Genomic DNA, 15,498 nt, shown 5'->3' with positions numbered 1-15,498 from the left:
CCTGCGGAGAGCCCTATTCGGCCAGCTCGATCGTCTTGTCGCGCGACGGCCCCGCGAGCGGACGCTCCTCCATCAGGATCATGCTGACCGCGGCAACGGCCAGCATCACGGTGGCCGCGCCATAGACGTAGCGGAAGGCATGGATCATGTCCGCTTCGGCGATGCCGCTGACCGCGCCATGAGCGCCTTCGACGAGCGAGACGTCCGTCCCCAGCGCCATCAGCAGGATGGCGCTGAAGGCCGCAACGGCGAAAGATGACATCATCGAGCGGAAGAAGTTCATGGCCCCCGTGATGGTGCCGATCTGGGCGCGGTCCACGGCGTTCTGCAGCGACACCACCGAGATCGGGAACGCCGTTCCGAGGCCGATGCCGAACACGCAGAGCAACAGCAGCAGCCCCCATAGCGACGGCGTCGTCACGGTCATCGCGACCGAGGCGATGGTGCCGATGATGGTCCCGGCGATGGCGACACGCTTGTAGTGCTTGACCCGGGCCATCGTCCGGCCGGCGAGCGCGGCGCCAAAGGTCGAGATCGCCGCCAGCGGAATGAGGCCGAGCCCGGCCTGGCTTGGCGTGAGGTGATAGACCACCTCGTAATAGAGCGGCAAATGGACCGTCAGCCCGATCATGGCGCCGAGCGCGCAGCCGCCGGCGAGCATGCCGTAGGGCACGACGGTGCCGCCGATCAGCGCCAGCGGCAGGAATGGCTCGTCCGCCCGCTTGGCGTGCCAGACGAAGGCGAGCCCGAGCGCCACGGCGCTGCCGATCATCGCCAGGATGGTCGGCGACAGCCAGGCCAGCTTGTGGCCGCCCCAGGTCAGCACCAGCATGAACACGACGGCCGAGGCCATCAGCAGCAGGCCGCCGGCCCAGTCGACCTTGCGGAGCCGGTGAAAGACCGGCAGCCGGCCCATCTTGGGCAGCAGCAGCGCCAAGGCTGCGACCGCCAGCGGAACGTTGATCCAGAAGATCATCGACCAGTGCAGATGATCGGCGAAGAAGCCGCCGATCACGGGCCCGAGCAGGCCGGCCAGCAGCCAGACGCCGCTGAAATAGGCCTGGTATTGGCCGCGCTCGCGCGGGCTGACCACGTCGGAGATCACGGTCTGCACGACCGGCATGATGCCGCCGCCGCCGAGCCCCTGCAGGCCGCGAGCGAGGATCAGCACCGGCATGCTCGGGGCGAGCGCGCACAGCACGGAGCCGGCCACGAACAGGCTGAGCGCCGCAATGATCATCGAACGCCGGCCATAGATGTCGCACAGCGTGCCGAATACCGGCGCCACCGCGGTGGAAGCGAGGAGGTAGGCGGTGATGACCCAGGAGAGATTGGTGACGTCCTGAAACTCGCGGCCGATGGTCGGCAGCGCCGTCGCGACGATGGTCTGGTCGAGCGCGGCCAGGAACATCGTCAGCAGCAGGCTCATCAGGATGGTGCGCACCTCGGCCGGGGTCAGCGGCACCGGTGGCGCCATCGCAGGCGAATCCTCGATCGCCTGCACCTGCGGCGGGATCGCCGGCAGCTCGGCGGCAATCTCTTCAGGCAAGGATTGGGACACGGCAGGGTAATGGCTCTGCCGATCAAACTTGTTCATGGGAATATTGCTGTGCCGGGCGCGACGCATGCCGCGCGGATTCGCTGAGTAGCGAACTACTTAAGGCATAATTTTCCCTTGTGGCAGCGGGTCCGGCGCATGGGTGCATCCCAACAGCGCCAGACCCGTCGCGCCGAATTGAATTGCTGCGAGCGCGAAGTGATCGACGCCGACAGCGTCTATTTCGGCCGGCGCTTGAGCTTGGCGCGCCTCGGCAGCAGCACCGGCCATTGCACGATGTGATCCTCGAGCTGATCATCCGGCACGTCGTCCTCGGTGCCCTCGACCCGGCCGCGCACCGAGACGCCGGCTTCATGCACCGTCTGAGGATCGCCCGAAATCAGCGGATGCCACCAATAGAGATCGCGTCCTTCGGCCACGAGGCGGTAGCCGCAGCTCGGCGGCAGCCAAGTCAGGGTGCGCACGTTCTCAGGCGTCAGGCGCACGCAATCCGAGACTTGGGCGGAGCGGTTCGGATAGTCCTTGCAGGCACATAGGCCGGCATCCAGAAGCTTGCAGGAAATGTGGGTGAAGTAGATGTCGCCGGTATCTTCGTCCTCGAGCTTCTCCAGGCAGCAGCGTCCGCAGCCGTCGCACAGGCTCTCCCATTCCGCCTCCGACATCTCCTCCAAGGTCTTGGTTTTCCAGAACAATCCCTCCTGACCCGAGGGACGTTTGAGCGGTGCTGTCATGGTTCGATTCCCATCGGGGGCGGCGTGGCTGCCATCTAGGTGCCCGGCCCCGAGCGGCGCAAGGGCCTCGCGCCGGCGGCAGCGCCACGTTAGCTTTGTGCATCAAATTGTGAGCGGAACCATTGGTTTGTGCCCCCCGCTCGGCTAGATAGGTGAGTGAGTCACTGCGGCGCCGGCAACGCGGCTTGGGTGCAGGCATCTCCGGTCGAGATGCCCGAAACTCAGCAGTGCCAACTTTGCGGTGCCTTGGGTTTGCCGCAACAATCGCGCAAGACCCTTCGATGGCCCAGCCGGCGTGCTGAGTGCTTTCGAAGCCCGCTGACACGCTTTCGAAACGACCAGGGTTCCCGTGCGGCAGATCATTCCAGACGATTGGAAGAAGCGGATCAACAATTTCCGCCTGGATCTCGACGCCCGTTTCGATTCGGCGCTGTTCTCCTCGCTGCGTGGCACCCGCGAACTCTACGAGCGCTATTCGGCCTTCATGGACCGCTTCTATGTCGGCGGCTGGAAGCGCTGGGTGTTCGTCGAGCCGTTGTCGGAGGCGGCCACGATCGGCCTTGGCGGTCTGGTGCTGATGCTGGCGCTCGCGATCCCCGCATTCCGGGAGACTGCCGACGAGGACTGGCTGAAGAAGTCCGACCTCGCCGTCACCTTCCTCGACCGCTACGGCAACCCGATCGGCAGCCGCGGCATCAAGCACAACGACTCGATCCCGCTGGAAGACTTTCCGGACAACCTGATCAAGGCGACGCTCGCCACCGAGGACCGCCGCTTCTACGACCATTTCGGCATCGACATCGCCGGCACCGCGCGCGCCCTTGTCACCAACGCCCAGGCCGGCGGCGTCCGCCAGGGCGGCTCCTCGATCAGCCAGCAGCTCGCCAAGAACCTGTTCCTTTCGAACGAGCGCACCATCGAGCGCAAGGTCAACGAGGCGTTCCTGGCGATCTGGCTCGAAACCCGGCTGACCAAGAACGAGATCCTCAAGCTCTATCTCGACCGCGCCTATATGGGCGGCGGCACCTTCGGCGTCGACGGCGCGGCGCATTTCTACTTCAACAAGTCGGTGCGCGACATCAACCTGTCGGAGGCGGCGATGCTGGCCGGCCTGTTCAAGGCCCCGACCAAGTTCGCCCCGCACATCAACCTGCCCGCCGCCCGCGCCCGCGCCAACGTCGTGCTCGACAACCTGGTCGACGCCGGCTTCATGACCGAGGGTCAGGTGTTCGGCGCCCGCCGCAACCCGGCCTTCGCCGTCGACCGCCGCGACGAGAGCTCGCCCAACTACTTCCTCGACTATGCCTTCGACGAGATGCGCAAGCTGGTCGACACGTTCCCGAAGTCCTACACCGAGCGCGTGTTCGTGGTGCGGACCTCGATCGACATGAACGTGCAGCACGCCGCGGACGAGGCGATCGAGAACCAGTTGCGACAATTCGGCCGCGACTATCACGCGACGCAGGCGGCGACCGTTGTGGCGGATCTCGACGGCGGCATCCGCGCCATGGTCGGCGGCCGCGACTATGGTGCCAGCCAGTTCAACCGCGCAGTCGACGCCTACCGGCAGCCGGGATCGTCGTTCAAGCCCTACGTCTACACCACCGCGCTGCTGAACGGCTACAAGCCGACCTCGATCGTGGTCGACGGCCCGGTCTGCATCGGCAATTGGTGCCCTCAGAATTATGGCCATTCCTATTCCGGCTCGGTGACGCTGACCCAGGCGATCACGCGCTCGATCAACGTCGTTCCGGTGAAGCTGTCGATCGCGCTCGGCGGCAAGGACGGCCCGAAGGCCGGCCGCGCCAAGATCGTCGAAGTCGCGCGCCGTTTCGGCCTCAAGGCACCGCTGCCCGACACCCCGTCGATGCCGATCGGCTCGGACGAAGTGACGGTGCTGGAGCACGCCGTCGCCTATGCGACCTTCCCCAACAAGGGCAAGGCGGTGACGCCGCATTCCGTGCTGGAGGTCCGCACCGGCGCCGGCGATCTGGTCTGGCGCTGGGACCGCGACGGGCCGAAGCCGAAGCAGGCCATTCCCGCGTCCGTCGCCGCCGATATGGCGGGCATGATGAGCCACGTCGTCAGCGAGGGTACCGCGCGGCGTGCCGCGCTCGACGGAATTCCGACCGCCGGCAAGACCGGCACCACCAATGCCTACCGCGACGCCTGGTTCGTCGGCTACACGGGTAACTTCACCTGTGCGGTGTGGTACGGCAATGACGACTATTCGCCGACAAACCGCATGACCGGCGGCTCGCTGCCTGCACAGACATGGCACGACATCATGCTCGCCGCGCATCAAGGCGTCGAAGTCAAGGAACTGCCCGGCGTCGGCATGGGCGAGAAGCTGCCGCAGGCCGCGAATGCGGCCATGGCGCAGGCCGGCCAGCCGAAGACGCTCGAGATCAAGCCGGGACCGCCGCCGATCCTGACCCGCCGTGGCGCCGAGGTCCTGGTCCAGGTCGAAAAGATGCTCGACGACGCCGCGCGCGTCGCGGAGAAGGCCGCGCCCGCCGACCCACGCAAGCCGGGCAAGCCGGTATCGTCCAGCGCGCTGGCTTTCCCCGAGAACTACGCCTCGGCGACGGCCGATGGCGTGGCCGCCCCTGCCCTGCGCAAGAACTGACGACAGCGATTTCCCGTGCGGCTGCTCTTCATCACCTTGGTCACGCTCCTGATCGCCACCGGCGTCGGCATCGGCGCGACCTGGATGACCACGACGCGCGGCACCGAATTCGGCACGCTCACGATCGGCGCCTGGACCGCGCGGCCGAAAACCGGCACGGCCGACGTCGACCCCTACGCGCGCGCCACCATTACCCGCAATGGCGAGCTGCCGATCGGCACCGGCGACGGCGTCGCCTTCACCGCCACCACGGACGACAAGAAGAAGCCGCTCGACGGCCGCTGCGACATCCTCGTCAGCGGCGTCACGCCGCCGGCCCGGTTCTGGACGCTCACGCTGTACGACCGCAAGGGCCATCTCGTCGCCAACTCGCTGCAGCGCTACGGCTTCACCAGCCAGGAGCTGGTGCGCGGCGCCGACGGCTCGTTCGAAATTCGCGTGGCCGCGCGCTCGCGCGCCGGCAACTGGCTGCCGACCGGCGGCATCGAGCGCTATGCGCTGATGCTCCGGCTCTACGACACGCCGGTGGGCGTCGCGACCCGCACGCAGCGTGATGCACCGATGCCCTCGATCTCGACCGTGGGCTGTCCATCATGATCCGGCTGTTGTTCACCGTGGTCGTCGGCGTGCTGCTCGGCGGCGTGGTCCACCTCGTCAGCGTGCTGGCGCTGCCGCGGATCTCGACGCAGGACGCCTATTCGCGGCTGACGCCGATGACCAAGCTCAATGCGGTCACGCCGCTGCCGCTCGCCGACCCCGGCAACTCGCCGATGCCGTTCATGGACCCGGCCTTCGCGATGGCGATCTGCCGCTACGATCTGTCCGAGGGCCCGCTGAAGCTCACGGTCCCCGTCAGCCAGGCCTATACGTCGGTGTCGTTCTACACGCGCAACGAGATCGCCTATTACGCCATCAATGATCGCTCCGCGGGCAAGCGCGTCATCGAGCTCGACCTGATGACCGAAACCCAGCACGAGGATCTGCCCGAGGACGAAGAGGTCACGGCTGCCGACCGGCTCATCATCGATTCGCCGACGACGACCGGCTTGATCGTCCTGAAGGCGCTGGCCGCCGAGCCGGGCCTCATGCCGCAGGCGCAGGCCACCCTTGCGGCAGCCAGTTGCGGCTTGCAGGCCGAGACGCCGGCAAAGTCGGAGAAGCCGCGGGGCAAGCGGTAAGGCGCTACGAAGCGCTTGGATGAATTCGACAATGCTCTCTTCATCCTTCGTGGCATAGTAGTCGTCTCGCGCCGCTGCTATGACGTAACAGGACGTCGGAGCTTCGCTCAACATCAGGTCATGCCCCTCGAAATCGAACGGAAGTTTCTCGTCAGGACCGATGCCTGGCGAGATCAGACGACGCACTCAGAACGGCTGCGCGACGGCCTCGTCGCACGTCAGGACGGACTCAAGGTTCGCGTTCGCTGCTACGGCAACCGCACGACGCTTTGCGTGAAGAGCGCCCGTCGCGGCCTGACGCGGGACGAGTTCGAATACGAGATTCCTGCCGATCATGCGGAGGCGATCTTCGCGCATTGCGAGGGGCGCATCCTCGAGAAGACGCGTCACTACGTGCCGGGAGACAGCGGCATCTGGGAGGTCGACGTCTACCACGGCGCGCTCGAAGGCGTCGTCATCGCGGAGATTGAGGTGCCGTCCGAGACGACGAGCGTGACGCTTCCCGATTGGGTCGGCGACGAGGTCACCGGCGATCCGCGCTACAGCAAGGCCAACATGCTGACGGAGCGCTCGCGTGCGGCGACGGTGCGGGAGCTGCGACGCGCCCGTCTTGCAGGCCTGTGATGCGCAGGGTGCGCCGATTGACCCGTGTCAAACCGCCCCGGCAAAGCCCATCTTAAACAGCGCGGGCTTTGGCGGGTCGAAACGTCCGCGCATGGAGTTGGCGGAATGAGCTCATCACAGGTGATGTCGCAGGCGCTGCGCGCCAAGATCATGTCGGCGGATGATGCCGCCGCGCTGGTCGAGCCCGGCAGCCACGTCGGCATGAGCGGCTTCACCGGCTCGGGCTATCCCAAGGCGGTGCCGATGGCGCTGGCGCGCCGCATCGAAGCCGCGCATGCGCGCGGCGAGCCGTTCCGCATCGGCGTGTGGACCGGCGCATCGACGGCGCCCGAGCTCGACGGTGCGCTCGCCAAGGCCAATGGCATCGATCTGCGCCTGCCCTATCAGTCCGATCCGACGACGCGCCAGCGCATCAATGCCGGCAGCATCGAGTACATCGACCTGCATCTCAGCCATGTCGCGCAATTCGTGTGGTTCGGCTTCCTTGGTCATCTCGACGTCGCCGTCATCGAATGCGCCGGCATCCTGCCCGATGGGCGGCTGATCCCCTCGACCTCGATCGGCAACAACAAGACCTGGCTCGACCAGGCCGACCGCGTCATCATCGAGGTCAATTCGTGGATGAACCCGGCGCTGCTCGGCATGCACGATGTCTATTACGGCACGCGACTGCCGCCGCATCGCACGCCGATCCCGATCGTCGCGGCCGGCGACCGCATCGGCGAGACCACCTATCGCTGCAATCCCGACAAGGTCATCGCCATCGTCGAGACCCACGCGCCGGATCGCAACACGACCTTCGCACCGCCGGACGATGTCTCGCGCGCGATCGCCGGTCACATCCTGGAGTTCTTCGCGCACGAGGTGAAGCAGGGCCGCCTGCCGCGCAATCTGCTGCCGCTGCAGTCCGGCGTCGGCAATGTCGCCAATGCCGTCATGGCCGGGCTCGACGAAGGTCCCTTCCCGCATCTGACCGCCTACACCGAGGTCCTGCAGGACGGCATGCTCAATCTCATCCGGTCGGGACGGATGGATCTCGCTTCCGCCACCGCACTCTCGCTGAGTTCGGAGGCTGCGCTCGAATTCAACCGCGAGATCGAGTTCCTGCGCGACCGCATCGTGCTCAGGCCGCAGGAGATCTCCAACCATCCCGAGGTGATCCGAAGGCTCGGCGTCATCGCGATGAACGGCCTGATCGAGGCCGACATCTATGGCAACGTCAATTCGACCCATGTCCGCGGCAGCAGCATCATGAACGGCATCGGCGGCTCCGGCGACTTCGCCCGCAACGCCTATCTGTCGATCTTCATGACGCCATCGACGGCGAAGAACGGAGCCATCTCCAGCATCGTGCCGATGGTGACGCATGTCGACCACACCGAGCACGACGTTCAGATCCTGGTGACCGAACGCGGCCTCGCCGATTTGCGCGGCCTGTCGCCGAAGCAGCGCGCCCGCATCATCATCGAGAAGGCCGCGCATCCGCGCTTCCGCCCGGCCCTGGCTGACTATTTCGAGCGCGCTTGTCGCGATGCGACCGGCAAGCACACGCCGCATCTGCTCGAGGAGGCGTTCAACGTCGTTCGGCCGGATTGAGAGAGGCGGGCCGCAGACCGCAGCGGCACTTCTCGTAGTCGACGGGATCGTGGCTGTTCACGATCGTGACCTGGTCGCCATGATCGCATTTGAGGCGCCGCAGCCGCGCCTGGTTGGCCATGCGCGTCGCACGATCCAGGTCACCCTTGCGCTGAAACAGGCCGAGCAGCAGCGGCATGCGTGGCCGCGCGTCGAGCTGGCCGTGGAAGAAATAAGCGTCGCCCGCGTGCAGCAGCCATGTGTCGCCCCGACGCACGGCAATGCCGCAATGTCCGGGCGTGTGGCCGGGTAGCGGAATGACCAGGATATCGCCGCTGTGCTCGACGGCCGCGCGAACGCCACGGAAGCCGAACCAGTCCTCGCCATCATCGTCGTAGAGCTGCCAGTCGGGGCGATGTCGCCATTGACCCGTCACGTAGCGGCCGCGCGGCGGTGGCGGAGCCCCGTCGACGGCCATCGCGTGCTCCGCACGATGAACGTGCACCTTGGCCTTCGGGAAGTCGCCGATGCCGCCGGCGTGATCACGGTCGAGGTGGGTCAGCAGGATGTGCCTCACATCGTCGGGCGAGAACCCCAGCGCCCTCACCTGCTGCAGCGCCGTTTCAGCCAGATCGAGTTGCGGCGCGGCCTGCCTCACCCAGCGCGGACCCAATCTTGCGGGATCGGCGATGTCGGCGCTGCCGATGCCGGTATCGACCAGCACCAGCCCGTCTTCGTCCTCGATCAGCAGGCAATGGCAGACCAGCCGGGCGCGTGCAAACAGGCCGCCGCTGCCGCTGACCAGCCGGCCTCCTCGCGGACACATCGTGCCGGTGTTGATGTGGTGGACGCGCATCGATCTCCTCCCAGGCTTCAAGCTGCAACATCCAGCGCATGCTTGCGTGCGGGCTTACGATAAGTAAAATATTGTTCTGTGATACCTGGGATAGGCTGTGCCTATGGATATCCGCGAGCTTCGCTACTTCTCCGCCGTGTTCGAGGAACGCAGCCTGACCCGGGCCGCGGCGCGGTGCTACGTCTCGCAGCCGTCGATCTCGCTGGCGATCGCCAATCTCGAGACCGAGCTCGGCGCCGAGCTGTTCCTGCGTCACCGCAAGGGCGTCGTGCCGCTGGAAGCAGCCGAACGTCTGCAGCCGATCGCGCGCCGGATCGTCGACGAGGCCGACGCGGCCCGCAACCTGTTCCGGCATGGCGCACCCAGGCAGGTGCTCAAGCTCGGCCTGATGCGCACCCTTGACGGCCGCCGCGTGACGGCGCTGCTCAAGCCACTCACGGCGCGCGAGGATCTCAGGCTGCACATCGTCGGCCCGACCGAACGGGCCGACGCGCGCATCGTCGCGAGAAGCCTCGCCGGCGATGCCGAGCATTTCCTGTCGCTGTGGAGCGAGCGCTACGTCGCGGCCCTGCCCCTCGCACATCCGCTCACCTTGAAGCCGCGCCTGCGCGCGGCCGATCTCGCCGACGTCGCGATGATCGACCGCTGTCATTGCGAGCACAGCGTGCTGGCCGGCCGCAGCAGCAAGCCGCGCGAGATCGCCGCCATCGCCGAGACGGAAGATTGGGCCCTGGCGCTGGTTGCCGCCGGCGTCGGCGTGGCGATCGTTCCCGAAGGCGTGGTCCAGGACAGACGCGACGTTGCCGTCCGCGAGATCGAGATGACGTTGAAACGTCAGGTCGGACTGGCTTACCCGGCCTCACGCGCGCCGACCGAGGCACTGAGGACGCTGATCGCGACGCTGAGAGCGTCGGCGCTGCAGAGTCCACGCGGGGCGACAAGACCGCCGAAACGAGCACCGGCCAAGCCGGGCCGGCGTCGCAAGGTCGCGCCGGGCTAGCCCCGCGTCGTCAGCGGCCGCTCGATCAAGGGCCGCGCAGCCACCGGCGGATTGGCGGTCTGCGAGGCCAGCTCGGTGATCAGGCGATCGGCCTCGGCGGCCATCCCGTCGGGCGCCTGCAGCACCAGGCGCTCCAGCGCCCAGCGATAGGACGAGACGCGCTGCTCCAGGCTGATCTGCACCCATTGCACGATCAGCGAATTCTCCTGCATGCGCGCGACCGCGTCGGCCTTCTCGCGGGGCGAGAGCTCCGTCATGTATTTCATGCTGGCGTCGCGCTTGCGGTCGAGATCGATGACGCGGATCGCGGAGGCGAAGAACGGCTCGAAGCGCGTGATGTCGTCACGCACGTCGTCGATCAGCTGCGCATAGCGCGAGGCATGCGAGCGATGCGGCTCGTCGATCAGGGCGCGACCATAGGCGGTGCGGTCGAACGCCACCTTCTGGCGCCACGGCGACGGCGACGGCTGATAGTCGCCGAACACCGCCTTCCAGGCGGGGCGCGAATGCGGCGGCTCGATCAGCGGATAAGCGAGGTCGCGCAGCTGGCGCTCATTGTCGGTCAGCTGGAACTGCGATGGCCTGACGCCGACGCTGGCCGTGGCTTCCGCCCCGATCCATTTGTGCATGTCGTCGTTGCGCATGTCGGCGCGCGTGCGGCCGAAATCCCCGCCACTGCAGGCGCCGAGCAACCCGCCTGCGATCAACAATGTCAAGATCGGCGCGGCACGCCAGACCGGAAGCATCATGGCCGGCATTCCCATTCCCCTGAATGTCAGCGGCGACGGCGGCGGCGGCTTGGAGCTGCGCCCTCGCGGGGGCCGCGATCGTCGGTCGTGCTCTCGCGCTCGATCCGAACGACGGGAAGAATCAGGATCGTTCCCATGCCCTCCTGCGGCGCGCCGGTCGCGGCAGGCCGCGCGCGACGCGCAACGTCCGCCGGGAATTCAATGATGGTCGCCATGTCTACTCTCTTTCGTGCCCGAAGTTCTTACCCCCTCAAACTCCCCATCGCCCGAACTTCGCAGGCAAGAGAGCACGCAAAACTGACGATTACGGATGCCCATCGCAACGAGAGACGAAGCGGCATCCAACGCGGCGAGGATCAGGCCGGCGGCGTGACGAGGCCAAGGCGAGATCATCGAACGGATCGATTAAGATCAGGACGTGGTTAAGAGGATATTAATGCGCCGCACCGGAACACGGATGACGTGCATTCGCGCGGGAAATGGCAAGCCGGCGTTGCGCCTTTGTCTCACCGGGAAAATTCGGCCGATCTTCACCGATTGTTTTCCTTAACGGCCCATTAAAACAGTTGGTCTCTAATCGGCGCAACGATTGCCGAAGTTGCGTACCCGACATGACAAGATCATCGCTGTTCCCCGGCTTCGACGGGCTGCTGACGCTCTCGCGCCGCGAGGGCGTCGACATCAAGCCGACCCTGCTGCGCGTCCTGACCGATCTCTACGTTCAAGCGAGCACACATTCTGCGGACGAGGAGCGGCAGTTCGTCGAGCTGGTTTCTCGACTGGTCGATGACGTCGACGACACGACGCGTGCCGCCGTGCGCGCACGCCTCGCCATCTATCCGGGCACGCCGATCGAGATCCTGGACAAGCTCGGGCTGCGGCCGGCGCAGGATGCGCCGATGCCGCCGCTCGCAGGCCTCATTCCGCCTGCGCTCCGCCCGCCATCAGCCAAGGCGCCGGCGCGGGACGCTTCGGCCGCCGCAGGACTGGCGATGCAGCCGAAGGATGCGGCCGAGCTCGCTGAGATGTTCCTGCGCGCCGGTGCGAAGGAGCGCATCGCGATCCTGGAGAATCTGGCGACGGCGCCGCTCAAGCCTGCCGCGCCGACGCCGCAGCATCGCGCGGCGCAGGCCATCGAGGCGCTGGAGATGGCCGCCTTCAACGCCGACGCCGAGACCTTCACCATCGAGATCGGCGAAAGCCTGATCCTGCCCGCGCGCATCACCCAGGATGTCATGAACGACGAGAGCGGCGAGCTGCTCGCCTGCGCCGCCAAGGCGCTGGGCATGCCGGCGCCGGTGTTCGAGCGCGTGCTGCTGTTCCTCAAGCCGGAGATGGGCCAGTCGGTCCACACGGTGTTTCGGCTGTCCCGCTTCTACGAGCGCCTCAGCGAGCGCGCGGCACTGATCATGCTGGCGGCTTGGCGCGGCTCGGCCATGGCGGCGATCCGGGCGAAGCATCGCACCGCGCTGTACGACGACGAACGCCAGCACGTCCGGGGCAGCACCGCGCGGGTCGGCACGACGGGCTCGTCGAAGCCGATCGTGCGCACCGGGACTGACGGCTTCAAGCGGTGACGCCTCAAGGCTGCTCGCGCGCGAGATCGAGGAAGTGGCGGCCCTGCTTGTCCTCGGTCTCGACGATCCAGGCATCGGGGTCGAAGCGCAGCTCCTTGCGGAGACGCTCGTCGACCTCGAATTCAGCGATCGGCTGCGGCCAGGCGGAAACGAAGAGACGTTCGAATGGCCGGCTGTCGTCGTAGACGGCTTGCGGCGCCGGGACGTAGAGCTGGGCCGTGCGATCCATCAGCGCGACCTTGATGAAGACCGCGCCGGCCTCCTCCGCACCGCGGTGGCTGATCGCGCCGAACACGCCGGCCGACTGGCAGCGGCGCAGGTAGGCGCTGACCCAGATGCTCGTCTTCAGTCGCATGATGCTCAGGCCAGATGAAAGCGCGCTGCAAGGGCAGCCGACGGCCTGCTCTATTCGATCGGGTGACCGATGACAATTGCAAGCTCGCGGACCAGCCGATCCGACACCTGCCCCGTCACCGGCAGCTTGCGCTCGCGCTCGAACTTCTGGATCGCGGTCTGGGTGTCGGAGCCGATCATTCCCGTCGGCTTCAATTGACCGTAGCCATATTCGGTCAGCGCACGCTGAACCGCGGCGACACGGCGCGCATTGCCGCCCTGCTGCGTCGGCTGCGGACGCGGCGTGTTGCTCTGGCCGCCGCTGACGGACCTGACGAGATCAGCCAGCGGGTCGGCATATTTCTGATCCGGACGCGCATCGGCCGCACGCGGCTCGGTCACCCGCGGCTCGGTGGCGCGCGTCTCCGGCGGCCGGGTCTCGATCACTTTCGGATCGAACGGAGAAATGCCGGCGTCCAGTGGCCGTGGCCGCGGCAGCGGATTGGAACTGGCTAGCACCGGCGGAATGGTGACGATGGAACCGAACATCGGCGCCGGGTGCGGCCCCGATTGCAGGAACACCGCGTTGACGATGATCGCGCTTCCGGCAGCGCAGGCCAGCAGGCCGGCAAGCAGATCCTTCGGGCTGTAGAGCATCGCGCGCATCAGCCAGCCGCGCTCGTCGGCCGCGTCGACGACGGCGGCAGCCGCAGTGGCGCGCTTGCGACGGCGCGGCGGCGCCGGATCATCGTCTGCAACTCGTCTAGGCACTCTTCTTCACCTGGATCATCTGCCCCGGCTGGGCCGACCGCGAGGGCGACAGCGGCGTGATCGTGGCGCCCGTCGCCTCGGCGACGAAATTGATCGGCAGCGCGACCGAGACCGTCGTCCCCTCGTCGAGCTTGCTTTCTATCGACATTTCGCCGCCGTGCAAGTTCACGAGGCTCTTGACAATCGAGAGACCGAGTCCGGTTCCCTCATGCCGACGCTGATAGGTCTTGCCCGCCTGGAAGAACGGATCGCCGATCCGCTTGAGATCGTCGGCGGCGATGCCGACTCCATTGTCGGTGATTCGCATCAGCAGACGCTGACCATCGACGCCGGCGGACACCGTGACCCGGCCGCCACGCTCGGTGAACTTGATGGCATTGGAGACGAGGTTGAGCACGATCTGCTTGAAGGCGCGCGGATCGCCGGTGATGACGGGCAGATCATGCGGCGCATCGGCCGACAGATCGACACCGTTCTCGCGCGCGCGCAGCGCCAGCAGGTTGCAGCAATTGAACAGCGCGGCGCGCGGCGCGAACGGCTCCGGCGTGATTTCGAAATTGCCGGACTCCATCTTCGACATGTCGAGGATGCCGTTCACCACCGACAACAGATGCTGGCCGGAATCGTTGATGAGTTGCGCGTATTCGCGACGCCGGGCCGCGTTCAACACCAGCACCTGCTCCTGCATCAGCATTTCCGAGAAGCCAATGATCGCGTTCAGCGGCGTGCGCAGCTCGTGGCTCATTGTGGCGAGGAACCGCGTCTTGGCCGCGTCGGCGCGCTCCGCCGCGTTGCGCGCCAGCTCGAGCGCCTGCTCCTGCAGCTTGCGATCGGTGACGTCGCGCATGACCGCGACCACCTCCTGCTCCGATCCAGCAGGCGTCAGGCCCGCGCGATCGAGCGGCCGGCAGCGCATCTCGACCCAGATGAAGTCGCCCGGATGCTGCGCTCCGCGAACCTCGCCCGCCCCATCGCGCCGCAGGCGGAACTCGACGCTCGACGCCTCGCTGCCGCTGGCCGCCTCGGAGAGCGCCGTGAGATAGGCCGGACGGTCTGCGACGTGGACGCGTTCGAACAGGCCATGCCCCTGCAGCTGGGCAATCGACGCTCCGAGCAACGTCTCGGCAGCAGGAGAGATGAACATGACGGCGCCGTTGCGGCGGTGACGGGAGATCACGTCGCTCATGTTGCGCGCGAGCAGACGATAGCGCTCCTCCTCCATCGACAGCAGCGTCACGCTGGTGCGCGCCAGCGTGTCGGCGGCGAAGGCCAGCACGGCGGCGTAGAGCGTGGCGGAGGCGACACCGAAGGCGAGCAGGCCGGTGCGCAATGCCGGATTCGTCTCCGGCTTCGGCAGCCAGCCGAGATGACCGATCAGGATCAGCAGCAGCGCGCAGGACAGCGCAAGCGCGGCGGAGAACACGACGACGCGGCGCGAGGCCGAGAACGCGGCCTCCAGAGGAACGACGATCAGCCACACCGCGGCGAAGGACTCGATGCCGCCGGTCTCGACCGACACGGCCATGATCAGCGCCGACAGCGCCAGCGACGACAGCGCGCAGGCGCTCTCGTAGCGGCCGGTGCGCGACAGATACCAGGACAGCAGGATCGGCGCGATCAGCCAGGCCAGCGCGCCGACCTCGAGTGCGCTCGGAGCGCCGCGCATCGCGAGATAGGCCGGGAACACGGCGAAGGCGGCAAGGCTGCCGAGCAGGCGCGGCGCGATGAAGGCGCGATGGCGCGCGCGCGTCATCGCATCAGTTCGAGCCGATGGATGCAGCAACGCATCAAGACTATCGCGGATGATACTCAACACACTCACGGCTCTCGCGCCTCGGCCTGTCGGTCGTTCTCAGCAAAGAGAGAGAACGCGCCGGGACGCCCCCTGTCGTCGGTAGTCACCGTGTCAGACTCGCA

At 66.8% G+C, this 15,498-nt stretch carries 15 protein-coding genes; 7 read left to right on the top strand and 8 right to left on the bottom strand.

Annotated elements, in window-relative coordinates; translation table 11 throughout:
- Positions 1 to 13: 13 nt before the first annotated feature.
- Positions 14 to 1,597, bottom strand: a complete 1,584-nt coding sequence (locus QX108_RS21855; RefSeq protein WP_315782403.1) for an MDR family MFS transporter — start codon at positions 1,595 to 1,597, stop codon at positions 14 to 16.
- A 179-nt stretch (positions 1,598 to 1,776) separates the two neighbouring features.
- The gene (locus QX108_RS21850) at positions 1,777 to 2,289 is read right to left on the bottom strand and encodes a YcgN family cysteine cluster protein (RefSeq protein WP_315719296.1); all 513 of its coding nucleotides are present in this window, start codon (positions 2,287 to 2,289) and stop codon (positions 1,777 to 1,779) included.
- A gap of 349 nt (positions 2,290 to 2,638) precedes the next feature.
- On the opposite strand from QX108_RS21850, the gene QX108_RS21845 reads away from it, so the two are divergent.
- The 5 genes from QX108_RS21845 to QX108_RS21825 all read left to right on the top strand — a co-directional run bounded on the left by QX108_RS21845 (position 2,639) and on the right by QX108_RS21825 (position 8,316).
- Complete coding sequence (locus QX108_RS21845; RefSeq protein ID WP_315782405.1) at positions 2,639 to 4,918, top strand: PBP1A family penicillin-binding protein; 2,280 nt, start codon at positions 2,639 to 2,641, stop codon at positions 4,916 to 4,918.
- A 15-nt stretch (positions 4,919 to 4,933) separates the two neighbouring features.
- On the top strand, positions 4,934 to 5,515 hold the full coding sequence (locus QX108_RS21840) for a DUF1214 domain-containing protein (RefSeq protein ID WP_315719294.1): 582 nt from the start codon (positions 4,934 to 4,936) through the stop codon (positions 5,513 to 5,515).
- The gene (locus tag QX108_RS21835; protein WP_315719293.1) at positions 5,512 to 6,096 is read left to right on the top strand and encodes a DUF1254 domain-containing protein; all 585 of its coding nucleotides are present in this window, start codon (positions 5,512 to 5,514) and stop codon (positions 6,094 to 6,096) included. The genes QX108_RS21840 and QX108_RS21835 overlap by 4 nt, the downstream gene beginning before the upstream one ends.
- A 120-nt stretch (positions 6,097 to 6,216) precedes the next feature.
- On the top strand, positions 6,217 to 6,720 hold the full coding sequence (locus tag QX108_RS21830) for a CYTH domain-containing protein (RefSeq protein WP_315782919.1): 504 nt from the start codon (positions 6,217 to 6,219) through the stop codon (positions 6,718 to 6,720).
- A gap of 105 nt (positions 6,721 to 6,825) precedes the next feature.
- A complete protein-coding gene (locus QX108_RS21825; protein ID WP_315782408.1) occupies positions 6,826 to 8,316 on the top strand; it encodes an acetyl-CoA hydrolase/transferase family protein in 1,491 nt (496 codons plus the stop codon).
- On the opposite strand, the gene QX108_RS21820 is transcribed toward QX108_RS21825, so the two are convergent.
- Complete coding sequence (locus QX108_RS21820; protein ID WP_315782409.1) at positions 8,294 to 9,151, bottom strand: MBL fold metallo-hydrolase; 858 nt, start codon at positions 9,149 to 9,151, stop codon at positions 8,294 to 8,296. The genes QX108_RS21825 and QX108_RS21820 overlap by 23 nt on opposite strands.
- Before the next feature lie 103 nt (positions 9,152 to 9,254).
- On the opposite strand from QX108_RS21820, the gene QX108_RS21815 reads away from it, so the two are divergent.
- Positions 9,255 to 10,151: a LysR family transcriptional regulator gene (locus QX108_RS21815; protein ID WP_315782921.1), complete on the top strand. Its 897-nt coding sequence runs from the start codon at positions 9,255 to 9,257 to the stop codon at positions 10,149 to 10,151.
- On the opposite strand, the gene QX108_RS21810 is transcribed toward QX108_RS21815, so the two are convergent.
- Both QX108_RS21810 and QX108_RS21805 read right to left on the bottom strand, forming a co-directional pair.
- Entirely contained in the window at positions 10,148 to 10,897 is a 750-nt protein-coding gene (locus tag QX108_RS21810) for a hypothetical protein (RefSeq protein ID WP_315782923.1), read from the bottom strand. The two genes, QX108_RS21815 and QX108_RS21810, sit on opposite strands and share 4 nt — an antisense overlap.
- A gap of 29 nt (positions 10,898 to 10,926) precedes the next feature.
- Positions 10,927 to 11,115: a hypothetical protein gene (locus QX108_RS21805; RefSeq protein ID WP_172112141.1), complete on the bottom strand. Its 189-nt coding sequence runs from the start codon at positions 11,113 to 11,115 to the stop codon at positions 10,927 to 10,929.
- Between the two features lie 396 nt (positions 11,116 to 11,511).
- Here QX108_RS21805 and QX108_RS21800 point away from each other — a divergent pair, with 396 nt between their 5' ends.
- A complete protein-coding gene (locus QX108_RS21800) occupies positions 11,512 to 12,477 on the top strand; it encodes a DUF2336 domain-containing protein (protein ID WP_315782412.1) in 966 nt (321 codons plus the stop codon).
- A 4-nt stretch (positions 12,478 to 12,481) separates the two neighbouring features.
- Here QX108_RS21800 and QX108_RS21795 read toward each other — a convergent pair whose 3' ends face one another.
- Genes QX108_RS21795 through QX108_RS21785 form a run of 3 tightly spaced genes read right to left on the bottom strand, consistent with a single transcriptional unit; the run spans position 12,482 to position 15,334 of the window.
- On the bottom strand, positions 12,482 to 12,832 hold the full coding sequence (locus QX108_RS21795; protein WP_172112139.1) for a DUF1491 family protein: 351 nt from the start codon (positions 12,830 to 12,832) through the stop codon (positions 12,482 to 12,484).
- A 50-nt stretch (positions 12,833 to 12,882) separates the two neighbouring features.
- Complete coding sequence (locus QX108_RS21790) at positions 12,883 to 13,581, bottom strand: peptidoglycan-binding domain-containing protein (protein ID WP_315719288.1); 699 nt, start codon at positions 13,579 to 13,581, stop codon at positions 12,883 to 12,885.
- Positions 13,574 to 15,334: a PAS domain-containing sensor histidine kinase gene (locus QX108_RS21785; protein WP_315782415.1), complete on the bottom strand. Its 1,761-nt coding sequence runs from the start codon at positions 15,332 to 15,334 to the stop codon at positions 13,574 to 13,576. The genes QX108_RS21790 and QX108_RS21785 overlap by 8 nt, the downstream gene beginning before the upstream one ends.
- Positions 15,335 to 15,498 lie beyond the last annotated feature (164 nt).

This window comes from Bradyrhizobium sp. SZCCHNR1002 (assembly GCF_032381435.1).
GTDB classification, from domain to species: Bacteria; Pseudomonadota; Alphaproteobacteria; order Rhizobiales; family Xanthobacteraceae; genus Bradyrhizobium; species Bradyrhizobium aeschynomenes.
This window is presented reverse-complemented; position numbering and strand designations above follow the sequence as displayed.

Excerpts from the sequence above, each read along its gene's own strand:
- QX108_RS21830 (WP_315782919.1), top strand. The coding sequence starts at position 6,217 with ATGCCCCTCGAAATCGAACGGAAGTTTCTCGTCAGGACCGATGCCTGG.
- QX108_RS21810 (WP_315782923.1), bottom strand. The coding sequence starts at position 10,897 with ATGCTTCCGGTCTGGCGTGCCGCGCCGATCTTGACATTGTTGATCGCA.
- QX108_RS21785 (WP_315782415.1), bottom strand. The coding sequence starts at position 15,334 with ATGACGCGCGCGCGCCATCGCGCCTTCATCGCGCCGCGCCTGCTCGGC.
- QX108_RS21850 (WP_315719296.1), bottom strand. The coding sequence starts at position 2,289 with ATGACAGCACCGCTCAAACGTCCCTCGGGTCAGGAGGGATTGTTCTGG.
- QX108_RS21805 (WP_172112141.1), bottom strand. The coding sequence starts at position 11,115 with ATGGCGACCATCATTGAATTCCCGGCGGACGTTGCGCGTCGCGCGCGG.
- QX108_RS21800 (WP_315782412.1), top strand. The coding sequence starts at position 11,512 with ATGACAAGATCATCGCTGTTCCCCGGCTTCGACGGGCTGCTGACGCTC.
- QX108_RS21835 (WP_315719293.1), top strand. The coding sequence starts at position 5,512 with ATGATCCGGCTGTTGTTCACCGTGGTCGTCGGCGTGCTGCTCGGCGGC.
- QX108_RS21815 (WP_315782921.1), top strand. The coding sequence starts at position 9,255 with ATGGATATCCGCGAGCTTCGCTACTTCTCCGCCGTGTTCGAGGAACGC.
- QX108_RS21855 (WP_315782403.1), bottom strand. The coding sequence starts at position 1,597 with ATGAACAAGTTTGATCGGCAGAGCCATTACCCTGCCGTGTCCCAATCC.
- QX108_RS21825 (WP_315782408.1), top strand. The coding sequence starts at position 6,826 with ATGAGCTCATCACAGGTGATGTCGCAGGCGCTGCGCGCCAAGATCATG.
- QX108_RS21820 (WP_315782409.1), bottom strand. The coding sequence starts at position 9,151 with ATGCGCGTCCACCACATCAACACCGGCACGATGTGTCCGCGAGGAGGC.
- QX108_RS21795 (WP_172112139.1), bottom strand. The coding sequence starts at position 12,832 with ATGCGACTGAAGACGAGCATCTGGGTCAGCGCCTACCTGCGCCGCTGC.